Annotated in this window: 18 protein-coding genes; 8 read left to right on the top strand and 10 right to left on the bottom strand. The window is 65.4% G+C overall.

Annotation, left to right across the window (positions count from 1 at the left end; genetic code table 11):
* Positions 1-9 precede the first annotated feature (9 nt).
* The 4 genes from ipdE2 to BKG76_RS08205 are packed head-to-tail and all read right to left on the bottom strand — an operon-like array spanning position 10 to position 4,677.
* A complete protein-coding gene (ipdE2, locus tag BKG76_RS08220) occupies positions 10-963 on the bottom strand; it encodes an acyl-CoA dehydrogenase IpdE2 (protein WP_083337973.1) in 954 nt (317 codons plus the stop codon).
* Positions 960-1,913: an acyl-CoA dehydrogenase family protein gene (locus tag BKG76_RS08215; protein WP_070937223.1), complete on the bottom strand. Its 954-nt coding sequence runs from the start codon at positions 1,911-1,913 to the stop codon at positions 960-962. Before BKG76_RS08215 ends, ipdE2 begins: the two co-directional genes overlap by 4 nt.
* Positions 1,910-3,082, bottom strand: coding sequence for an acyl-CoA dehydrogenase family protein (locus BKG76_RS08210; protein WP_070937222.1), 1,173 nt, complete (start codon positions 3,080-3,082; stop codon positions 1,910-1,912). The genes BKG76_RS08215 and BKG76_RS08210 overlap by 4 nt, the downstream gene beginning before the upstream one ends.
* A complete protein-coding gene (locus BKG76_RS08205) occupies positions 3,082-4,677 on the bottom strand; it encodes a FadD3 family acyl-CoA ligase (RefSeq protein ID WP_070939048.1) in 1,596 nt (531 codons plus the stop codon). The genes BKG76_RS08210 and BKG76_RS08205 overlap by 1 nt, the downstream gene beginning before the upstream one ends.
* A gap of 109 nt (positions 4,678-4,786) precedes the next feature.
* Between BKG76_RS08205 and ipdE1 the strand changes: the two genes are divergently transcribed.
* The 5 genes from ipdE1 (at position 4,787) to BKG76_RS08180 (ending at position 8,999) form a co-directional block, all read left to right on the top strand.
* Positions 4,787-5,929 (top strand): acyl-CoA dehydrogenase IpdE1, encoded by a 1,143-nt coding sequence (gene ipdE1, locus BKG76_RS08200; protein WP_083338098.1) that lies wholly within the window; start codon positions 4,787-4,789, stop codon positions 5,927-5,929.
* Positions 5,930-6,718, top strand: a complete 789-nt coding sequence (gene ipdF, locus BKG76_RS08195) for a (5R,7aS)-5-hydroxy-7a-methyl-1-oxo-2,3,5,6,7,7a-hexahydro-1H-indene-carboxyl-CoA reductase (protein WP_070937220.1) — start codon at positions 5,930-5,932, stop codon at positions 6,716-6,718.
* Between the two features lie 59 nt (positions 6,719-6,777).
* Positions 6,778-7,419, top strand: coding sequence for a TetR/AcrR family transcriptional regulator (locus BKG76_RS08190; protein WP_165611529.1), 642 nt, complete (start codon positions 6,778-6,780; stop codon positions 7,417-7,419).
* Positions 7,420-7,437: 18 nt separating this feature from the next.
* A complete protein-coding gene (locus BKG76_RS08185) occupies positions 7,438-8,586 on the top strand; it encodes an acetyl-CoA C-acetyltransferase (RefSeq protein WP_070937218.1) in 1,149 nt (382 codons plus the stop codon).
* A gap of 74 nt (positions 8,587-8,660) precedes the next feature.
* On the top strand, positions 8,661-8,999 hold the full coding sequence (locus BKG76_RS08180; RefSeq protein WP_070937217.1) for a hypothetical protein: 339 nt from the start codon (positions 8,661-8,663) through the stop codon (positions 8,997-8,999).
* Here BKG76_RS08180 and BKG76_RS08175 read toward each other — a convergent pair.
* The 5 genes from BKG76_RS08175 to BKG76_RS08155 all read right to left on the bottom strand — a co-directional run bounded on the left by BKG76_RS08175 (position 8,996) and on the right by BKG76_RS08155 (position 12,926).
* A complete protein-coding gene (locus tag BKG76_RS08175) occupies positions 8,996-9,334 on the bottom strand; it encodes a hypothetical protein (protein ID WP_070937216.1) in 339 nt (112 codons plus the stop codon). The genes BKG76_RS08180 and BKG76_RS08175 overlap by 4 nt on opposite strands.
* An 86-nt stretch (positions 9,335-9,420) precedes the next feature.
* Positions 9,421-10,497, bottom strand: a complete 1,077-nt coding sequence (gene ipdC, locus BKG76_RS08170) for a (3aS,4S,5R,7aS)-5-hydroxy-7a-methyl-1-oxo-octahydro-1H-indene-4-carboxyl-CoA dehydrogenase (protein ID WP_070937215.1) — start codon at positions 10,495-10,497, stop codon at positions 9,421-9,423.
* On the bottom strand, positions 10,494-11,243 hold the full coding sequence (locus BKG76_RS08165) for a CoA-transferase subunit beta (protein ID WP_070937214.1): 750 nt from the start codon (positions 11,241-11,243) through the stop codon (positions 10,494-10,496). Before BKG76_RS08165 ends, ipdC begins: the two co-directional genes overlap by 4 nt.
* On the bottom strand, positions 11,240-12,121 hold the full coding sequence (gene ipdA, locus BKG76_RS08160; protein WP_070937213.1) for a cholesterol ring-cleaving hydrolase subunit IpdA: 882 nt from the start codon (positions 12,119-12,121) through the stop codon (positions 11,240-11,242). Before ipdA ends, BKG76_RS08165 begins: the two co-directional genes overlap by 4 nt.
* A gap of 34 nt (positions 12,122-12,155) precedes the next feature.
* On the bottom strand, positions 12,156-12,926 hold the full coding sequence (locus BKG76_RS08155) for an enoyl-CoA hydratase family protein (RefSeq protein ID WP_070937212.1): 771 nt from the start codon (positions 12,924-12,926) through the stop codon (positions 12,156-12,158).
* A 98-nt stretch (positions 12,927-13,024) separates the two neighbouring features.
* Between BKG76_RS08155 and BKG76_RS08150 the strand changes: the two genes are divergently transcribed.
* The gene (locus BKG76_RS08150) at positions 13,025-13,837 is read left to right on the top strand and encodes an SDR family oxidoreductase (RefSeq protein ID WP_070939047.1); all 813 of its coding nucleotides are present in this window, start codon (positions 13,025-13,027) and stop codon (positions 13,835-13,837) included.
* Between the two features lie 3 nt (positions 13,838-13,840).
* Positions 13,841-14,752 (top strand): SDR family oxidoreductase, encoded by a 912-nt coding sequence (locus BKG76_RS08145; protein ID WP_070937211.1) that lies wholly within the window; start codon positions 13,841-13,843, stop codon positions 14,750-14,752.
* Between the two features lie 74 nt (positions 14,753-14,826).
* Here the strand turns inward: BKG76_RS08145 and BKG76_RS08140 are convergent, their stop codons facing one another.
* Entirely contained in the window at positions 14,827-15,360 is a 534-nt protein-coding gene (locus BKG76_RS08140) for a nitroreductase family deazaflavin-dependent oxidoreductase (protein WP_070937210.1), read from the bottom strand.
* A gap of 17 nt (positions 15,361-15,377) precedes the next feature.
* Between BKG76_RS08140 and BKG76_RS08135 the strand changes: the two genes are divergently transcribed.
* Positions 15,378-15,764, top strand: coding sequence for a hypothetical protein (locus BKG76_RS08135; protein ID WP_070937209.1), 387 nt, complete (start codon positions 15,378-15,380; stop codon positions 15,762-15,764).
* Positions 15,765-15,785 lie beyond the last annotated feature (21 nt).

The raw sequence follows: 15,785 nt of genomic DNA, 5'->3' as shown, positions 1-15,785 counted from the left end.
CGTTGATGTCTACAGTCCGGCGGCACTCTCCAGACTTGGCAGCAGCTGACGCGGTGTGCCCAGCAGTAGTGCGCTGCCATGTGCGCGCTTGAAATAGAGGTGCGCGTCGTGTTCCCAGGTGATCGCGATACCGCCGTGCAGTTGGATGGAATCGCCGGATACTGTCGAAAGTGCCTCACTGGCTTTGATTCTCGCTACGGTCGCGGCCTCGGGAGTCGGATCCTGGATAGCGTGGTAGACGGCGGCGCGCGCGGATTCGACCAACACATACAGGTCGGCCATCCGGTGCTTGAGAGCCTGGAAGCCGCCGATGGCGCGTCCGAACTGCACTCGAGTCTTGGTGTACTCGACGGTGAGCTCGAGTGCTCGCGCGGCGGCGCCCACCTGCTCGGCGGCCAGCAGTAACCCGGCTTTGTCGAGCAGGCCCGGGGCCGCCCCGATGGGCGTGCTTTCGGTCACCGCGAGGGCGGCGAGTCGACGGGTGGGGTCCATGGTGGACAACGGGGTGGCGGAGACGGTCGCCGCCTGACGCACCTCGTCACCCTCCAGAGTGAGCACCACATCGGCGATATCTCCGTTGACGACATATCCGGGGTCGAAGGCCACCGTGCCGATCGATTCCCCGGCGGCCAGCGATTCCAGCAGCTCACCGGTGCATCCGGTGTCCAGAAGAGCGAGTTCTGCCCACAGCGTGCCCATCAGCGGGCTGGGAACAAGCCCTCGGCCGAGCTCCTCGACCACGACGGCCGCGTCCGCGAGTTCGCCTCCGGCACCGCCCAATTCTTCCGGAACCAAGAGCGCCGCGGCCCCGACCTGCTCGCACAGGACCGTCCACAGGTTTTCGTCGTACCCGTGTTCGGACTCCATCGCGGCGCGGACCGCGCTCGAGTCAGCCCGCTTGGTGACCAAGGAGCGGACGGTGTCACGCAGCATCTGCCGTTCGGCGTTGGCGGAAGGGCTCACAGTGCCTCCAATACCCGGTCCCGATGCCATTCCGGCGTACCCCATGCCGACGTCAGGGCTCGTACCTTGAGGATCCACAGGGAAAGGTCGTATTCGGCGGTGAACCCGATGGCGCCGTGGGTCTGCAGGGAGGAGCGCGCGGCCTGATAGGCGGCCTTGCCCGCGGCGACCTTGGCGGCGCTCACATCGCGTGCCGCAGTGTGGGATTCGTCCGCGAGAGAGAGTGCGGCGCCGTACACCAGCGGGCGCGCCAGCTCCAGCGCGATGTGCACATCGGCCAGCTTGTGCTTGACGGCCTGGTAGGAGCCGATCGGCCGGCCGAACTGGGAGCGCTGCTTGGCGTACTCCACGGCACGGTCCAACAGCGCCTGTCCGGCGCCGATCAGCTGTGCCGAAACGGCAAGTACGCCAAAGTCGATAGCGCGGCTGGTGTCCAGGGAGGCGCCGCCGCCGGTCGGTGTCACATCGAACACCCGCCGGGTGGCGTCGATCGACTCGTGCTGTGCGCCGGCCTGCGCCTCACGGAACCCGATATCGTCGGCGATGAGTACGAGTCCGGCGATGTCCGCGTCGAGAGCCCGCGGGGTATTGGGAGGCGCGGCGACCGTGGCGATGAGTTCACCGGAGGCGAGCTGGGCGCTGCGTTCGTCCTCCGTGAGCAGCGCCGGGGCCACCGCGAGAGATTCGACGACGGGTCCAGGCACGGCCCACTTGCCCAAACCCTCCAGTGCGACAACCAGATCCACCGGGTGAGCGCCGATGCCGTCATATTTCTCGGAGACCGCAAGGGCCGTCACGCCCAGCTCGGCGAGCGTCGACCACACGGCCAGGCCGGATTCGTGACTGCCGGCGGCCCAGGCGCGAGCCGCCGCGGGAACGTCCGCCACCGACAGGGCGGCGTCGATACTGGCGGCGAAGTCTCGCTGCTGAGTGTCCAGATCAAACTTCACTTGGCACCTCCCGTGCGAGCGCTTACGCTGCTTTCTCTGGGTAGGCCCAGGATGCGCTCGGCAATGATATTGCGCTGAATCTCGTTGGTGCCCGCGTATATCGGGCCACCGAGTGAGAACAGATAACCGGAGGTCCAGTCGGCGTCTGGGGGTCCGGTCAGCTCACCGTCGGCACCACGCAGGTCGATCGCCGTCTCGTGCAGAGCGACGTCCAGCTCGGACCAGAACACCTTGGTGATCGAGGATTCAGCACCGAGCTCACCGCCGCCGGACAACCGGGTCACGGTACCGAAGGTGTGAAGTCGGTAGGCCTGCGCTGCTATCCAGGCGTCGGCGACGCGCTCGGATGCGAACCCGTTCTCCGGTACCGATTTCCACAGCTCCACCAGGCGGTCGGCGGTGGCAAGGAAACGGCCGGGGCTGCGCAGCGACATGCCACGCTCATTGCTCGAGGTGCTCATGGCGACGCGCCAACCGTCATGCACCGCGCCGATGACGTCCTCGTCGGGCACGAACACATCGTCCAGGAAGATCTCGGCGAAGCCGGGGTCGCCGTCGAGCTGTGGGATGGGGCGGACCGTGACCCCCTCAGCCTTGAGGTCGAACATGAAGTACGTCAGCCCCTGATGGCGCTGCGCCTCCGGGTCGGAGCGGAACAGCCCGAATGCCCTGTCCGCAAACGGCGCTCGCGAACTCCAGATCTTCTGCCCGGACAGGCGCCAGCCCCCGTCCACCTTGCGGGCGGGGGAGCGCAGCGACGCCAGGTCGCTACCGGACTCCGGCTCCGACCATGCCTGCGCCCAGATCTCCTCGCCGTTGGCCATCTTCGGCAGAATGCGATCCAGCTGGTCCTTGCTGCCGTGCGCGAACAGTGTCGGCCCCAGCAGGAACATGCCGTTCTGGCTGATGCGTGCCGGGGCGCCTGCCTTGAAGTACTCCTCTTCGAAGATCACCCACTGCAGCAGGGTGACATCGCGGCCGCCATATTCCTTGGGCCAGGACACCGCGGAGAATCCCGCGTCGTACAGGGTGCGCTCCCATTGGCGGTGTGCCACCGCGCCTTCCGGTGAGTCATAGGAGGGCAGCGGCGGATTCGGGACATTGGCCGCCAGGAATTCGCGCACCTCGCCCCGGAAGGCCTCGGTCTCATCGTCAAGAAGTAGGTCCACTAGCTGCTCTCCTTCTGTGCCCTCTGCTCTGCGCGCAACTGCTCATCGCGATGCATGGCCCGCAGAGTGGGTTTGACCACCTTGCCGCCCAAATTGCGGGGAAGTCCGTCGAGGAACTCGACAAACCGCGGCTTCTTGAAATTCGCCACATGCTTTGCGCTGTAATCGATTACCGCCTGCGCATCGAGGCTGGCGCCATCGCGCAGCACGAGATACGCCTTGCCGACCTCGCCGAGGCGCTCGTCGGGCACCCCGATCACGGCGGCGTCGGCCACCCCGTCGAGGCGCATCAGCACCTGCTCGATCTCGGCCGGGTACACGTTGAACCCGCCGCAGATGTACATGTCCTTGAGCCGGTCGGTGATGGTCAGATTGCCGCGTTCATCGAGCTTGCCGATGTCACCGGTGTGTAGCCACCCGTCGGTATCGATGGTCTCGGCGGTGGCCTTCGGATCGTCGAGGTAGCCCTTCATCACGTTGGCGCTGCGCAGCAGCACTTCGCCTTCGTCGCCGGGCTTTTCGGCACCGTCGATGCGCAGCTCGTAGCCGATCATCGGGCGCCCACAGGTGGTCGCGACGGTGACGGCGTCGTCATCGGAGCGACAGATCGTGGCGAAGCCCTGGGTTTCGGTGAGGCCGTAGGCGGTGAGCACCAGGTCGAAGTCCAGCTCGGATTGCATGCGTTCGATCAGCACCACCGGCACCACGGCCGCGCCTGTCACCGAATACCGCAGTGAGGTCAGGTCGTAGTTCTTGCGCGCGGGGTGGTCGAGCAGCATCTGGAAGATGGTGGGTGCGCCGGGTAGCACGGTGATCTTGTGCTCCTGCACCGCGGCCATCGCCCTTTCGGGGTCGAAGGTCAGCTGTGGCATGAGCGCGGCGCCGGTCTGCAGGCAGGCCAGAATGCCGGCCTTGTATCCGAAGTTGTGGAAGAACGGGTTAACGCAGAGGTACCTGTCGTTCTCGGTGAACTCGCCGTAGGTGGCCCAGGCCAGGGAGGCGGCCAGCGGCTGGCGGTGCATGCACAGCACACCCTTGCTGCGTCCGGTGGTGCCGGAGGTGAAGAGGATGTCGCTGATGTCTTCCGAACCCACGATGGCCTTGCGCGCGTCGATGTCTTCGTCGCTGACGTCGTCTCCGTGCGCGACGAACGCGTCCCAGGTGGAGTCGTCGCCGGCCTCGACCGCCACCCTCACGATGTGCCGCAGATCGGGCAGGGACGACGTATCGAGCTGTGTGATGCGGTCCGAGCCGAGGAAGACCCCGACCGACACCAGGACCCGAGCCTCGCTGCGCTGCAGGATGTCTGTCGCTTCGTCAACGGTGTAGCGGGTGTTCATCGGGACGACGGCGGCCCCGGCGTACTGCGCGCCAAGGCAGGCGATGGGCCAATGCCACGAGTTGGGAGACCAGATGGCCACCCGATCTCCGTGCGTGATGTCGAGTGCGATCAACGCCGCGGCGAAGCGCCGGGCGTGGGTGCGAAGTTCGGAAAAAGACAGCCAAGAACCGTCGGCATAGAGGGCATCGCGCTCGCCGAAACGGGCGGCTGCCTGGTCCAATGCGGCCGGGATGGTGAGTTCGGGTGTCTGCATCGACTGTCCGTCCACTCTCCTCTAACAAAGCAAGTGCTTGGTAGGTTAGCCTACTGGAGTGGTTGAGTCGCAAGTATCACCGGCGCCGGCCGGACAACCTATGTCGGAGATGTCCGACGACCAGGTGCGCGCCGAGATCCGGGAATGGCTGGCCGAGAACCTTGTCGGTGAGTTCGCCGAGCTGAAGGGCCTCGGTGGCCCCGGCAGTGAGCATGAAGCCTTCGACGAGCGTCTCGCCTGGAACCGTCATCTGGCCGCCGCGGGCTGGACCTGCCTGGGCTGGCCCGTCGAGCACGGCGGGCGTGGGGCCACGGTGAGCCAGCGGGTCATCTTCTACGAGGAGTACGCGCGGGCGGAGGCGCCCCACAAGGTCAATCACCTGGGCGAGGAACTGCTGGGGCCGACGCTCATCGCCTATGGCACTCCACAGCAGCAGCAGCGCTTTCTCCCCACGATCCGCGACGTCACGGAACTGTGGTGCCAGGGCTATTCGGAACCCGGGGCCGGGTCCGATCTCGCCAATGTGTCAACCACCGCGGTGCTTGACGGTGACGAATGGGTGATCAACGGGCAGAAGGTGTGGACCTCCCTGGCCCTGCAGTCCCAGTGGTGCTTTGTTGTCGCACGTACCGAACCCGGATCGTCGCGTCACAAGGGTCTTTCGTATCTGCTTGTGCCCCTTGATCAGCCGGGTGTCGAGATTCGGCCGATCATCCAGCTGACCGGTACCTCGGAGTTCAACGAGGTGTTCTTCGACAACGCGCGTACCTCCGCCGATCTGGTGGTCGGCGAGCCCGGCGACGGCTGGCGGGTCGCCATGGGCACCCTCACCTTCGAACGTGGTGTGTCGACCCTCGGCAACCAGATCACCTATGCCCGTGAGCTTTCCCGACTATCCGAGCTGGCCAAATCCAACGGGTCGGCGGACGATCCGGCCATCCGGGAGCGCCTCGCGCAGGCCTATGTGGGCCTGCGCACCATGCGTGCGTACGCGCTGGCCACCATGGACGAGGAGCGGCCCGGTCAGGACAACGTGTCAAAGCTGTTGTGGGCCAACTGGCATCGTGACCTGGGCGAGCTGGCGATGGAGATCATCGGAAAGTCGACCCTGCTGACCGATGACGGCGAGATGGACGAGTGGCAGCGACTGTTCTTGTTCTCGCGCGCCGACACCATCTACGGCGGCTCCAACGAGATTCAACGAAACATCATCTCCGAGCGGGTGCTCGGTCTACCCAGAGAGGCTCGCTAAATGAACCTGGCAGTGGCGCCGAAAGAGATTGACGGACACGGTCTGCTGAAGGGTAAGGCGGTCGTCGTCACTGCGGCCGCCGGGACCGGGATCGGCTCGTCGACCGCACGTCGTGCACTGGCCGAGGGCGCCGACGTCGTCATCTCGGATTATCACGAGCGTCGTCTCACCGAGACGCGGGACGAGCTCGCCGCGCTCGGGCTGGGCAAGGTTGCCGCGGTGGTGTGCGATGTCACGTCCACCGAGGCCGTGGATGCGCTGATCACTGAATCCGTTGCCGCCCTGGGCCGTATCGACGTGCTGGTGAACAATGCCGGTCTCGGCGGCGAGACCCCGGTCGCGGATATGACCGACGATCAGTGGGACCGGGTGCTCGATGTGACCCTGACCTCCACGTTCCGCGCGACCCGCGCCGCCCTGCGCTACTTCCGCGAAGCCGGCCACGGCGGCGTCATCGTCAACAACGCGAGTGTGTTGGGCTGGCGGGCGCAATATGGGCAGTCGCACTACGCCGCCGCCAAGGCCGGTGTCATGGCGCTGACCCGGTGCAGTGCCATCGAGGCCGTTGAGCACGGGGTGCGTATCAACGCCGTTGCCCCGAGCATCGCCCGGCACAAGTTCCTCGACAAGGTGACCTCATCGGACCTGTTGGACAAGTTGTCCTCCGACGAGGCCTTCGGGCGCGCCGCCGAGCCCTGGGAGGTCGCGGCGACCATCGCCTTCTTGGCCAGTGACTATTCGAGCTATCTGACCGGCGAGGTCATCTCGGTGTCCAGCCAGCGGGCGTGACATCGGATGTGCGGTCGACCAAACAAGCGCTTGGTTGATACAGTGGGGAGGTGGACAAGGTGACCGAGGTGCGAGCGTCGGACGCTCTTCGCGCAAACAGCGCATCGCAGCCGTCCCGCCGCGACGAGCTGCTGAGCCTTGCCGCCGAAATGTTCGCCGAGCGTGGTCTGCGCGCGACCACCGTGCGCGATATCGCCGACGCCGCCGGGATCCTGTCGGGCAGCCTCTATCACCACTTCGATTCCAAAGAGGCGATCGTCGACGAGCTGCTGCGGGACTTTCTCGAGGGACTGTTCGCACGCTATCGCGAGATTGCGGCCGCCAACCTGAATCCGGTGGACACGCTCAAGGGCCTGTTCCTGGCATCGTTCGATGCGATTGAAACCAAACATGCGCAGGTCGCCATCTACCAGGCGGAGGCGCCCCGGCTGCTGACGCAAGAGCGGTTCTCCTACCTCAACGAGCTCAACACCGAGCAGCGCCAACTGTGGCTGGAAGTGCTGCGCGATGGCATAGATCAGGGCTACTTCCGCCCCGATCTCGACGTCGCGGTGGTCTACCGGTTCATCCGCGACGCCACCTGGGTGTCGGTGCGCTGGTTCCGCCCCGGTGGCTCACGCACCGCGCAGGAAGTCGCCGAACAGTACCTCTCGATCGTCCTCGGCGGGATCACCGTCGGGCATCCGTCTGAGAACATCTGAAAAATAAGGAGATTCACCATGTCTGAGGCGTACATCATCGACGCTGTGCGTACCGCTGTCGGCAAGCGCAACGGCTCGCTGTCCAAGGTGCATCCGCTGGATCTGGGTGCGGCCACCTTCAAGGGACTCTTCGACCGCGTCGACGTCGATCCCGACGCCATCGACGACGTGTACATGGGTGTGTTGGACGCCATCGGCGGACAGGCCGGCAATGCCGGACGGTTGGCGTGGCTGGCCGGCGGGTACCCCGAAGAGGTGCCGGGTTGCACCGTCGACCGTCAGTGTGGATCGAGCCAGCAGGCTATTTCCTTTGCCGCGCAGGCTGTTATGTCCGGAACCGCGGACCTGGTGGTGGCCGGTGGTTTCCAGAACATGAGCCAGATTCCGATCTCGGCGGCGATGCTCGTCGGCAAGGAATATGGGTTCACCTCGCCCACCGCAGAATCCGAGGGCTGGCTGCACCGCTATGGCGATCAGGAAATCTCTCAGTTCAGAGGCGCGGAAATGATCGCCGAGAAGTGGGACATCAGCCGTGAGGAGATGGAGCTTTTCGCGCTCTCCAGCCACGAGAAGGCATTCGCCGCAATCCGCAACGGGCACTTCGACAACGAGATCATCCCTGTGGGCGACTTCCGCGTCGACGAGGGCCCCCGCGAATCCACCCTGGAGAAGTTGGCAAGCCTGAAGCCTCTGGTCGAGGGCGGGCGCCTCACCGCGGCGCTCGCCAGCCAGATCTCCGATGGCGGTAGCGCCACGTTGGTGGCCTCCGAGGGCGCGGTGAAGGCGCACGGCCTCAAGCCGCGTGCACGCGTCCACCACATCAGCGCCCGGGGCGACGACCCGGTGTTCATGCTGACGGGACCGATCCCGGCCACCCGGTACGCGCTGGAGAAGACCGGTCTGACCATGGACGATATCGATGTCGTGGAGATCAACGAGGCCTTCGCCCCCGTCGTGCTGGCCTGGGCCAAGGAGCTGGACGTCGACCTGAAGAAGGTCAACCCGAATGGCGGGGCCATGGCTTTGGGGCACCCGTTGGGTGCCACCGGCGCCAAGCTGTTCGCCACCATGCTCAACGAGCTGGAGCGCACCGGCGGCCGCTACGGCCTGCAGACGATGTGCGAGGGCGGCGGCACCGCCAACGTCACCATCATCGAACGCCTCTGAGCTGATCGCGAATGTTGACCCTTCCGCTGCCTTTTCACGGAGGGGCCAACATTCGCGGGCGTAGCCTGAGGGGTATGCGCGCAGGAATCCTGATCGGCACGGCAGCGGCGGCGTTGGGCGTTATGGCAAGCGGTGCCCCGGCATATGCCGAACCGTGCCCTCCGGAGATTTGTTATGTCCCGGGAATCCCCGGGGTACCCAGCGGCGTGCTCAATATGCTGCCGCAGTCGATGGGTGATCTGCCGCCACAGCTTTCGCAATACCCGGGCGGCTGGGGAGACCAGTCCTGGGGCGGTTGGAACCAGCGGGACAGCATCGATATCTACAACACTCCGGCACCCGACGCGCCGGTCCCGGCACCGGGCGGCGTTGTGCCGCAGCCGGATCCGCCGGCTCCGTTACCGGGAGACTAGCTCTGCGCCCAGGTCCCGTAGGGCACATCGGGATCGGTGCCGAGCGGAGTGTCCGGATTGGCCCCACCGATATCGTTCGCGTGGTCCGGCACGTAGGGGTTGGTTCCGTACGGTACGTCGGGATCCGCTCCGCCGACGCCCTGGTCTTGGCGCAGCACATGGCGACGGCCGCGGTCGGTGGGTAGCTCCATAGAGCCCTGTGCAGGGGTGTGAATACCGTGATTCGGGCTGGACGGCTGGTCCGGATCCGCCGCGGCGAGGGGAGAGAAGATGACCGCGGCCGCGGCAGCACAACAACAGGCAGCGGTCGGCAAAGTGAACATTCGGTGAATCACATTTCCAGGATTCTCTCGGAGTCTGTGAATCACCTGGAGTTTTACTTCAGGCTGAGTGGGAATGTGGTGCGTTTCCCGCTCCGTGGCTACATGATCGCGGCGTTGGCCCTCTTGAGGTGCTGGACCGCTTCCGTCACGATCGCGTCTACCAACTCCTGACAGCTCGGCAGGTCATCCAGAATGCCCGCCACCTGCCCGGAGGCGAGCACGCCGGCATTCGTGTTGCCCTCAACCAGGCCTGCCTTCAGCAGCATCGGGGTGTTGGCGGCCATGAGCACCTGCGACCAGGTGAGCTCCTTGCCGTGCCGCATCGCCAGACCGTCTTTGACCATCGACACCCACGACATGCCCGTCATCTTCTTGAACTTGGCGGCGTTGCGTACCGCGGCGGTGAAGCCGCGTACCCGCGAACCGCTCTCCAGCTTCTCGACGAGCTCGGTGCGCAGCACCCGGTGCGGCATACCGTCGACGCGGGTGGACACCACGGTGCTGCCGAGGTCGGAGGCCAGGTAGCGCTGCTTGACGGCATCCGGAACAGTGCTGTCAGAGGTCAGCAGGAATCGGGTGCCCATCGCGACACCGGCGGCCCCGTAGGACAACGCGGCAGCCAGGCCGCGTCCGTCGAAAAAGCCACCGGCGGCGATGACCGGCATCCCGGTGTCTTTCACGGCGTCGAGCACCGAGGGCAGCAGCAGGGTGGTGGCGACCGGACCGGTGTGGCCACCGCCCTCACCGCCCTGCACGATCACCGCGTCGGCGCCCCAGGCCGCGACCTTCTTGGCATGTTTGGCCGCTCCGATGGACGGAACCACCACCACACCATTGTCTTTCAGTTTGGCAATCAGATCCTGCTTGGGTGCCAGCGCGAACGAGGCCACCTTGACCTTCTCGCGGATCAGCAGATCGATGCGCTCGGTGGCATCGCCGGCGTCGGCGCGGATGTTCACACCGAAAGGTTTGTCGGTCAGCGACTTCGTCTTCGCGACGGCGGCGATCAACTCGTCGAGCGTCATGGTCGCCGAGGCCAGGATGCCCAGGCCGCCGGCGTTGGAGGTCGCGGCGACCAGCCGTGGGCCGGCCACCCACCCCATCCCGGTCTGCACGACGGGATGGTCGATACCGACAAGTTCGGTCAGTGCTGTCCTGAGGACCGGTGCGCTCATTGCTTGACTTCCTTGTCCCGGAACGACTTCGGATCGATCACCTCACGAATGATCCGAAGCTCTTCGTCGGTCGGCGTTCGGGTCTCACCGGCGTCGGCCAGCCCATGTACCTCGAAGCCGGTGTTGGTCGCGACGTCCTCGGCCGAGACGCCGGGGTGCAGTGATAGGGCCTGCATCTCGTGGTTGGGGCCGTTGAAGTCGAACACGCCGAGGTTCGAGATCACCCGGAACACGTTGAGGTACTTGAACGCCGGGTTCGTCGGGTCGACCTTGTCGTAGCCGACACCCGAGATGACGTCGACCGAATTGCCGAACACTCGCGCCGAATGGTTGCCCACCCAGTACGAGGTGGCGTGGTTGATGGTGTTGCCGGGAGCACCGCGCACACCGAACATCTGCCGGGTGGGGTGCTGCAGCGGCCCGAACGCCGAGAGGTTCTGATTGCCGTAGCGGTCAATCTGATTGGCGCCCATGACGACATGTCGGCGACCCGAGGCCACCACGTCGAACACCTTGCGGAACGGCATCCAGCCCTCGATCGGCGAGATTCCACCGATGGTCGGTGTTTCTGCCATCAGCACGGCCTCGCCGTCCGAGAGCACCAGGTCGGGGGAGAAGGTGAGGCGCGCCAGCCGGGCACCCACGGTGGACATCGTCGACATCGCAGAGGCCATGATCTCGCCTGCGTCCCTGAACAACTCGGCGCATGCGACAGCGCATACCTCCGCGCGGGTTGCCTCGCTCATGCCTGCGCCTCCTTGAAACGCTTGACGGCTGCCTGGTAATCCTCTTCGGAACCAGACAGATAGGTGTCGACAAACTTCTGCCAGGATTCGGGGTCACCGGCGGCCTCGGCGTAATGCCGCTGGAATTTCTCGTCGCGGCCGTAGTCGGCGGCGCCGATGGTGAAGTGCGCTCCACCCGGGGCCTCGACCACCTTGTCGACCATCATGCGGTTGAGCAGAAGCGACTGCAGAGGAACAGATTTCACCAACTCTTCGGTGGATACCACCTTCTCCACCGACAGGTAGCGACGCTCGGCGGCCATGCAGTACAGGTCGTCGAAGTACGGGTCGACGCCGGTGTACGCGGCATTGCCGGTGGCGTCACCCAGGTTCAGATGCACGAAAGCGGCATCCAGGTTCAGCGCGGGCATCGCGACCAGGGTTTCCGCCTGGCCCGATGAGTCGGCGTACGGAGAGGTGACGGTCTTGAGCTCGTCGCCCCAGAAGTTCATGACGTCGGATCCCAGCCCGGCGCGGATGGGCAGGAACGGCAGCCGGGCGGCGGCGGCCTCCAAGCCGCACTTGACCATGCCCTCGTCCATCTCGCGGGATTCGATGGCGCCGGTCGTGCGCGCCTTGGCGAACCACGGGTCATAGAAGGGCGGCGAGTCCAGGGAGACGAAGCCGTAGTAGGCCCTCTTGACCTTGCCCGCGGAACACAGCAGACCCAAGTCCGGCCCGCCATAGGTGACGACCGTCAGATCCTTGACGTCCGAACGCAGAATCGCGCGCACGAAGGCCATCGGCTTGCGGCGTGAGCCCCAGCCGCCGAGACCGATGGTCATTCCGCTGCGTAGTTCGGCGACGACCTCGTCGAGGGTGCTTGTCTTGTCTGCCATTACTGTGCCTTCTCCTCTTCGCGCGTGCGGCTCATCAGGCCCCCTTCGGCTTTCCGGTCTCGACGAACGCGTCACGGTGTTCGTCGGCGACACCTGCGAGATTGAGTTCGAACGTGAAGCCCTGCTCCATGCGGTAGCTCGACTCGACGTCCTGCGGGTCGATGAAGTTGATGGCCTCCTTGGCGGCCCGGATGACCCGGGTGTCCTTGGCGGCGATGTCACGGGCGACGCGCAGCGCGGCCTCGTCCAGCTCTTCGCGCGGCACCACTTCATGGATGGATCCATAGTGGTGCAACGTCTTTGCGTCGATCTTGGCTGCCGTGTAGAACATCCGGCGCATCACATGCTGGGGGACCAGCCGCTGCAGGTGGGTGGCGGTGCCGAGGGCGCCGCGGTCCACCTCGGGCACGCTGAACACGGCGTCATCGGAGGCGACGATCACATCGGCGTTGCCCACCAAGCCAATTCCTCCGCCAAGGCAAAAGCCGTTGACGGCGGCGATGACGGGCACCTTGCAGCGGTACACCGCACTGAAGGCCTCGAAGCAGCCCCGGTTGGTGTCGATCAGCGCGGTGTAGCCCTTCCCCTCAGCTTGGGTGGCCTGCATCTCCTTGATGTCGGCGCCGGCATTGAACCCACGGCCCTCGGCCCGCAGGATCACGACGTGCGTGGCCGGGTCGTTGCCCGCGGCCAGGATGGCGTCGGCCAACTCGAACCATCCGCGCGACGGGATGGCGTTGACCTTCGGATAGTCGACGGTGACGGTGACGATGCCCGGTTCAACCGTCGCGGTGGTGATGCCCATGAGACTCCTCAAGGTACCGAAACAAGCACTTGCTTGGTACGCTACCATGGCTCGAAAGCGCAGGACAAACGGTGCAGGACCAGGGAAAGGGTGGCCAGGTGAGCGATGAGCTTCGGCGAAGAGCGTCGAATGGCGCCACGTATGACCTCGGCCTGGAGGGCCGCGTCGTCCTGGTGACCGGAGGGGTCCGTGGGGTCGGCGCCGGTATCAGCCAGGTCTTCGCCGATCAGGGCGCCACGGTGGTGACCTGTGCGCGCCGCCCTGGTGAGACCCCCTACGAATTCCACTCCTGCGATGTCCGCGACGAAGAGTCGGTGGACGCGCTCATCAAGACCATCGTCGCCACGCACGGTCGCCTCGACGCCGTCGTGAACAACGCCGGGGGAGCACCCTTTGCCCTCGCTGCCGACGCGAGCCACAACTTCCACCGCAAGATCATCGAGTTGAACCTGCTGTCCGCCCTGCTCGTTTCGCAGCGCGCCAACGCGGTGATGCAGACGCAGGGGGACGGCGGCGCGATCGTCAACATCACCAGCGTGAGCGCGAGCCGCCCGTCTCCGGGTACCGCCGCCTACGGTGCGGCCAAGGCCGGGCTGGAGAGCCTGACCCGGAGCCTGGCCGTCGAGTGGGCCCCCAAGGTGCGGGTGAATGCGCTCGCGGCCGGGATGATCCGCACGGAGCTGTCGGAGCTGCACTATGGCAACGAAGACGGAATCGCGGCGGTGGGTGCCACAGTGCCGTTGGGGCGGCTGGCCGATCCCGATGAGATCGGTTGGACAGCAGCATTTCTCGCTTCACCACTGTCTTCTTATGTGACCGGTTCGGTCCTCACGGTGCACGGCGGAGGGGAACGTCCCGCGTTCCTCGATGCCGCCAATGTCAACAGCAACGAGAACGGCGAAAAGGAATAGAACATGCCAGGTTTACTCGACGGTCGGGTCGTCATCATCACCGGCGCGGGGCGCGGTATCGGCCGGGCGCACGCATTGGCCTTCGCCGCCGAAGGCGCCCGAGTCGTCGTCAATGACATCGGTGTGGGCCTGGATGGATCGGCGGGCACGAGTCCCGCGCAGGAAGTCGTCGAGGAGATCAAGGCCGCGGGTGGCGAGGCCGTTACCAACGGAGACGACGTCGCAGACTGGAACGGTGCCAAGAACCTCATCGACACCGCCGTCAATTCCTTTGGCCGGCTGGATGTTCTGGTAAACAACGCCGGATTCCTGCGCGACCGGATGCTGGCGAACATGGGCGAGGATGAGTGGGACGCGGTGATCCGCGTGCATCTCAAGGGACACTTCGCGCCGCTGCGTCACGCCGCCGCCTACTGGCGTGACGAGTTCAAGGCCGGGAACGCGGTGGATGCCCGCATCATCAACACCAGCTCCGCCGCCGGTCTGCAAGGCAGTGTCGGCCAAGGGAATTACGCTGCCGCCAAGGCGGGTATCGCCACCCTGACCTTGCAGGCCGCCGCCGAGATGGGCCGCTACGGCATCACCGTGAACGCCGTCGCTCCGGCCGCGCGCACCCGCATGACCGAGGCGGTTTTCGCCGAGACCATGGCCAAGCCGGAGGACGGCGCGTTCGACGCGATGGCTCCCGAGAACGTCTCGCCCCTGGTGGTGTGGCTGGGTAGCCCGGAGTCGCGCGAGGTCACCGGAAAGGTGTTCGAGGTCGAAGCCGGCATCATTCGTGTCGCCGAGGGGTGGGCGCACGGCCCGCAGGTGGATAAGGGAGCTCGTTGGGATCCAAGCGAATTGGGCCCGGTTGTGACCGACCTGCTCGACAAGGCGCGCACGCCGGTTCCGGTCTACGGTTCGCAGTCCTAGTTTCGCCGACACGCCGTATCGGGGCGGATTCGTATCGCACGTGTCCGCCACGACGCGGCGTGTCGACGTAGGGGCTAGGGCTCCAGGACGACGACGGGGATCTTGCGGGTCGTATACGACTGGTACTTGTCGAAGTCCGCATACAGCTCGACCAGCTTGGGCCAGTAGTGAGCCCGTTCTTCATCGGTAGCGGTGCGTGCCGTCATGGTCCGGACATCGCCCTTGATCTGAACGGTGACTTCAGAATTCGCCTTCAGATTGAGATACCACGCGGGATGGGAGTCGCGCCCACCCTGCGACGCCACCAGGACCACCTTGTCGCCGTCGGGCAGGTACAACAGCGCGCTGAGTCGCTTCTGCCCGGTTTTGCGACCGGTGGTGGTGAGCAGCAGTACCGGTATGCCCCAGGGGAAAGCCGCACCCACACGCCACTTTCCGCCCAGCCGGCCGTCGGTCCGCTGGTACAGCCAAACGTTGACGGTGGTCATCCACTTGATCAACTTGCCGGCGAATTCGGAGTTCAACTGGGCGGGTGCGTTGGCGGTTGAGCCGCTCGCGGGAAGACCGTCAGGCAGGGATGAGCCGCTCGCGGGAAGACCGTCAGACATGGCCCTATGCTACGAGGGTGTCAACACCCGGAGCCTCAGACGAAGTACGTATTGCCGCGGCGAATGCATACATCGAAGCCCTCGTCACACATCAGGCGGACGCGGTTCCGTTCACTCCGGAATGTGTGCGGATCGAGCAGGGCGTCAAGACCGGATTCTCCGGAGATCACTTGCGGCGCAGCCTGAACAACGGTCCGCAGTTCCGCCTCATCGCCGCCGCTTCCAACCGGCAGTTCCGTGTTGAGGGCGAGAATGTCATCGCGAGCTTTGTCATCGAGACCAAGGCGAAGGTCGCCGGGTGGCGCATCGTCGCCAAAGTGGACGAGACGTTCAAAATTCCGGCTGACGACCCCCGGATCCACCACATCCGGGCGATCTTCGTTCCGAAGCTGTCACGTACCTAGAACACGTTCTAGATCTGCGGC

The organism is Mycobacteroides franklinii, assembly GCF_001853795.1.
GTDB lineage: Bacteria > Actinomycetota > Actinomycetes > Mycobacteriales > Mycobacteriaceae > Mycobacterium > Mycobacterium franklinii.
This window is presented reverse-complemented; position numbering and strand designations above follow the sequence as displayed.

Bases quoted from the DNA above. Each gene is read 5' to 3' on its own strand.
- BKG76_RS08205 (WP_070939048.1), bottom strand. From the start codon at position 4,677: ATGCAGACACCCGAACTCACCATCCCGGCCGCATTGGACCAGGCAGCC.
- ipdE1 (WP_083338098.1), top strand. From the start codon at position 4,787: ATGTCCGACGACCAGGTGCGCGCCGAGATCCGGGAATGGCTGGCCGAG.
- ipdF (WP_070937220.1), top strand. From the start codon at position 5,930: ATGAACCTGGCAGTGGCGCCGAAAGAGATTGACGGACACGGTCTGCTG.
- BKG76_RS08185 (WP_070937218.1), top strand. From the start codon at position 7,438: ATGTCTGAGGCGTACATCATCGACGCTGTGCGTACCGCTGTCGGCAAG.
- BKG76_RS08180 (WP_070937217.1), top strand. From the start codon at position 8,661: ATGCGCGCAGGAATCCTGATCGGCACGGCAGCGGCGGCGTTGGGCGTT.
- ipdC (WP_070937215.1), bottom strand. From the start codon at position 10,497: ATGAGCGCACCGGTCCTCAGGACAGCACTGACCGAACTTGTCGGTATC.
- BKG76_RS08165 (WP_070937214.1), bottom strand. From the start codon at position 11,243: ATGAGCGAGGCAACCCGCGCGGAGGTATGCGCTGTCGCATGCGCCGAG.
- ipdA (WP_070937213.1), bottom strand. From the start codon at position 12,121: ATGGCAGACAAGACAAGCACCCTCGACGAGGTCGTCGCCGAACTACGC.
- BKG76_RS08155 (WP_070937212.1), bottom strand. From the start codon at position 12,926: ATGGGCATCACCACCGCGACGGTTGAACCGGGCATCGTCACCGTCACC.
- BKG76_RS08145 (WP_070937211.1), top strand. From the start codon at position 13,841: ATGCCAGGTTTACTCGACGGTCGGGTCGTCATCATCACCGGCGCGGGG.
- BKG76_RS08140 (WP_070937210.1), bottom strand. From the start codon at position 15,360: ATGTCTGACGGTCTTCCCGCGAGCGGCTCATCCCTGCCTGACGGTCTT.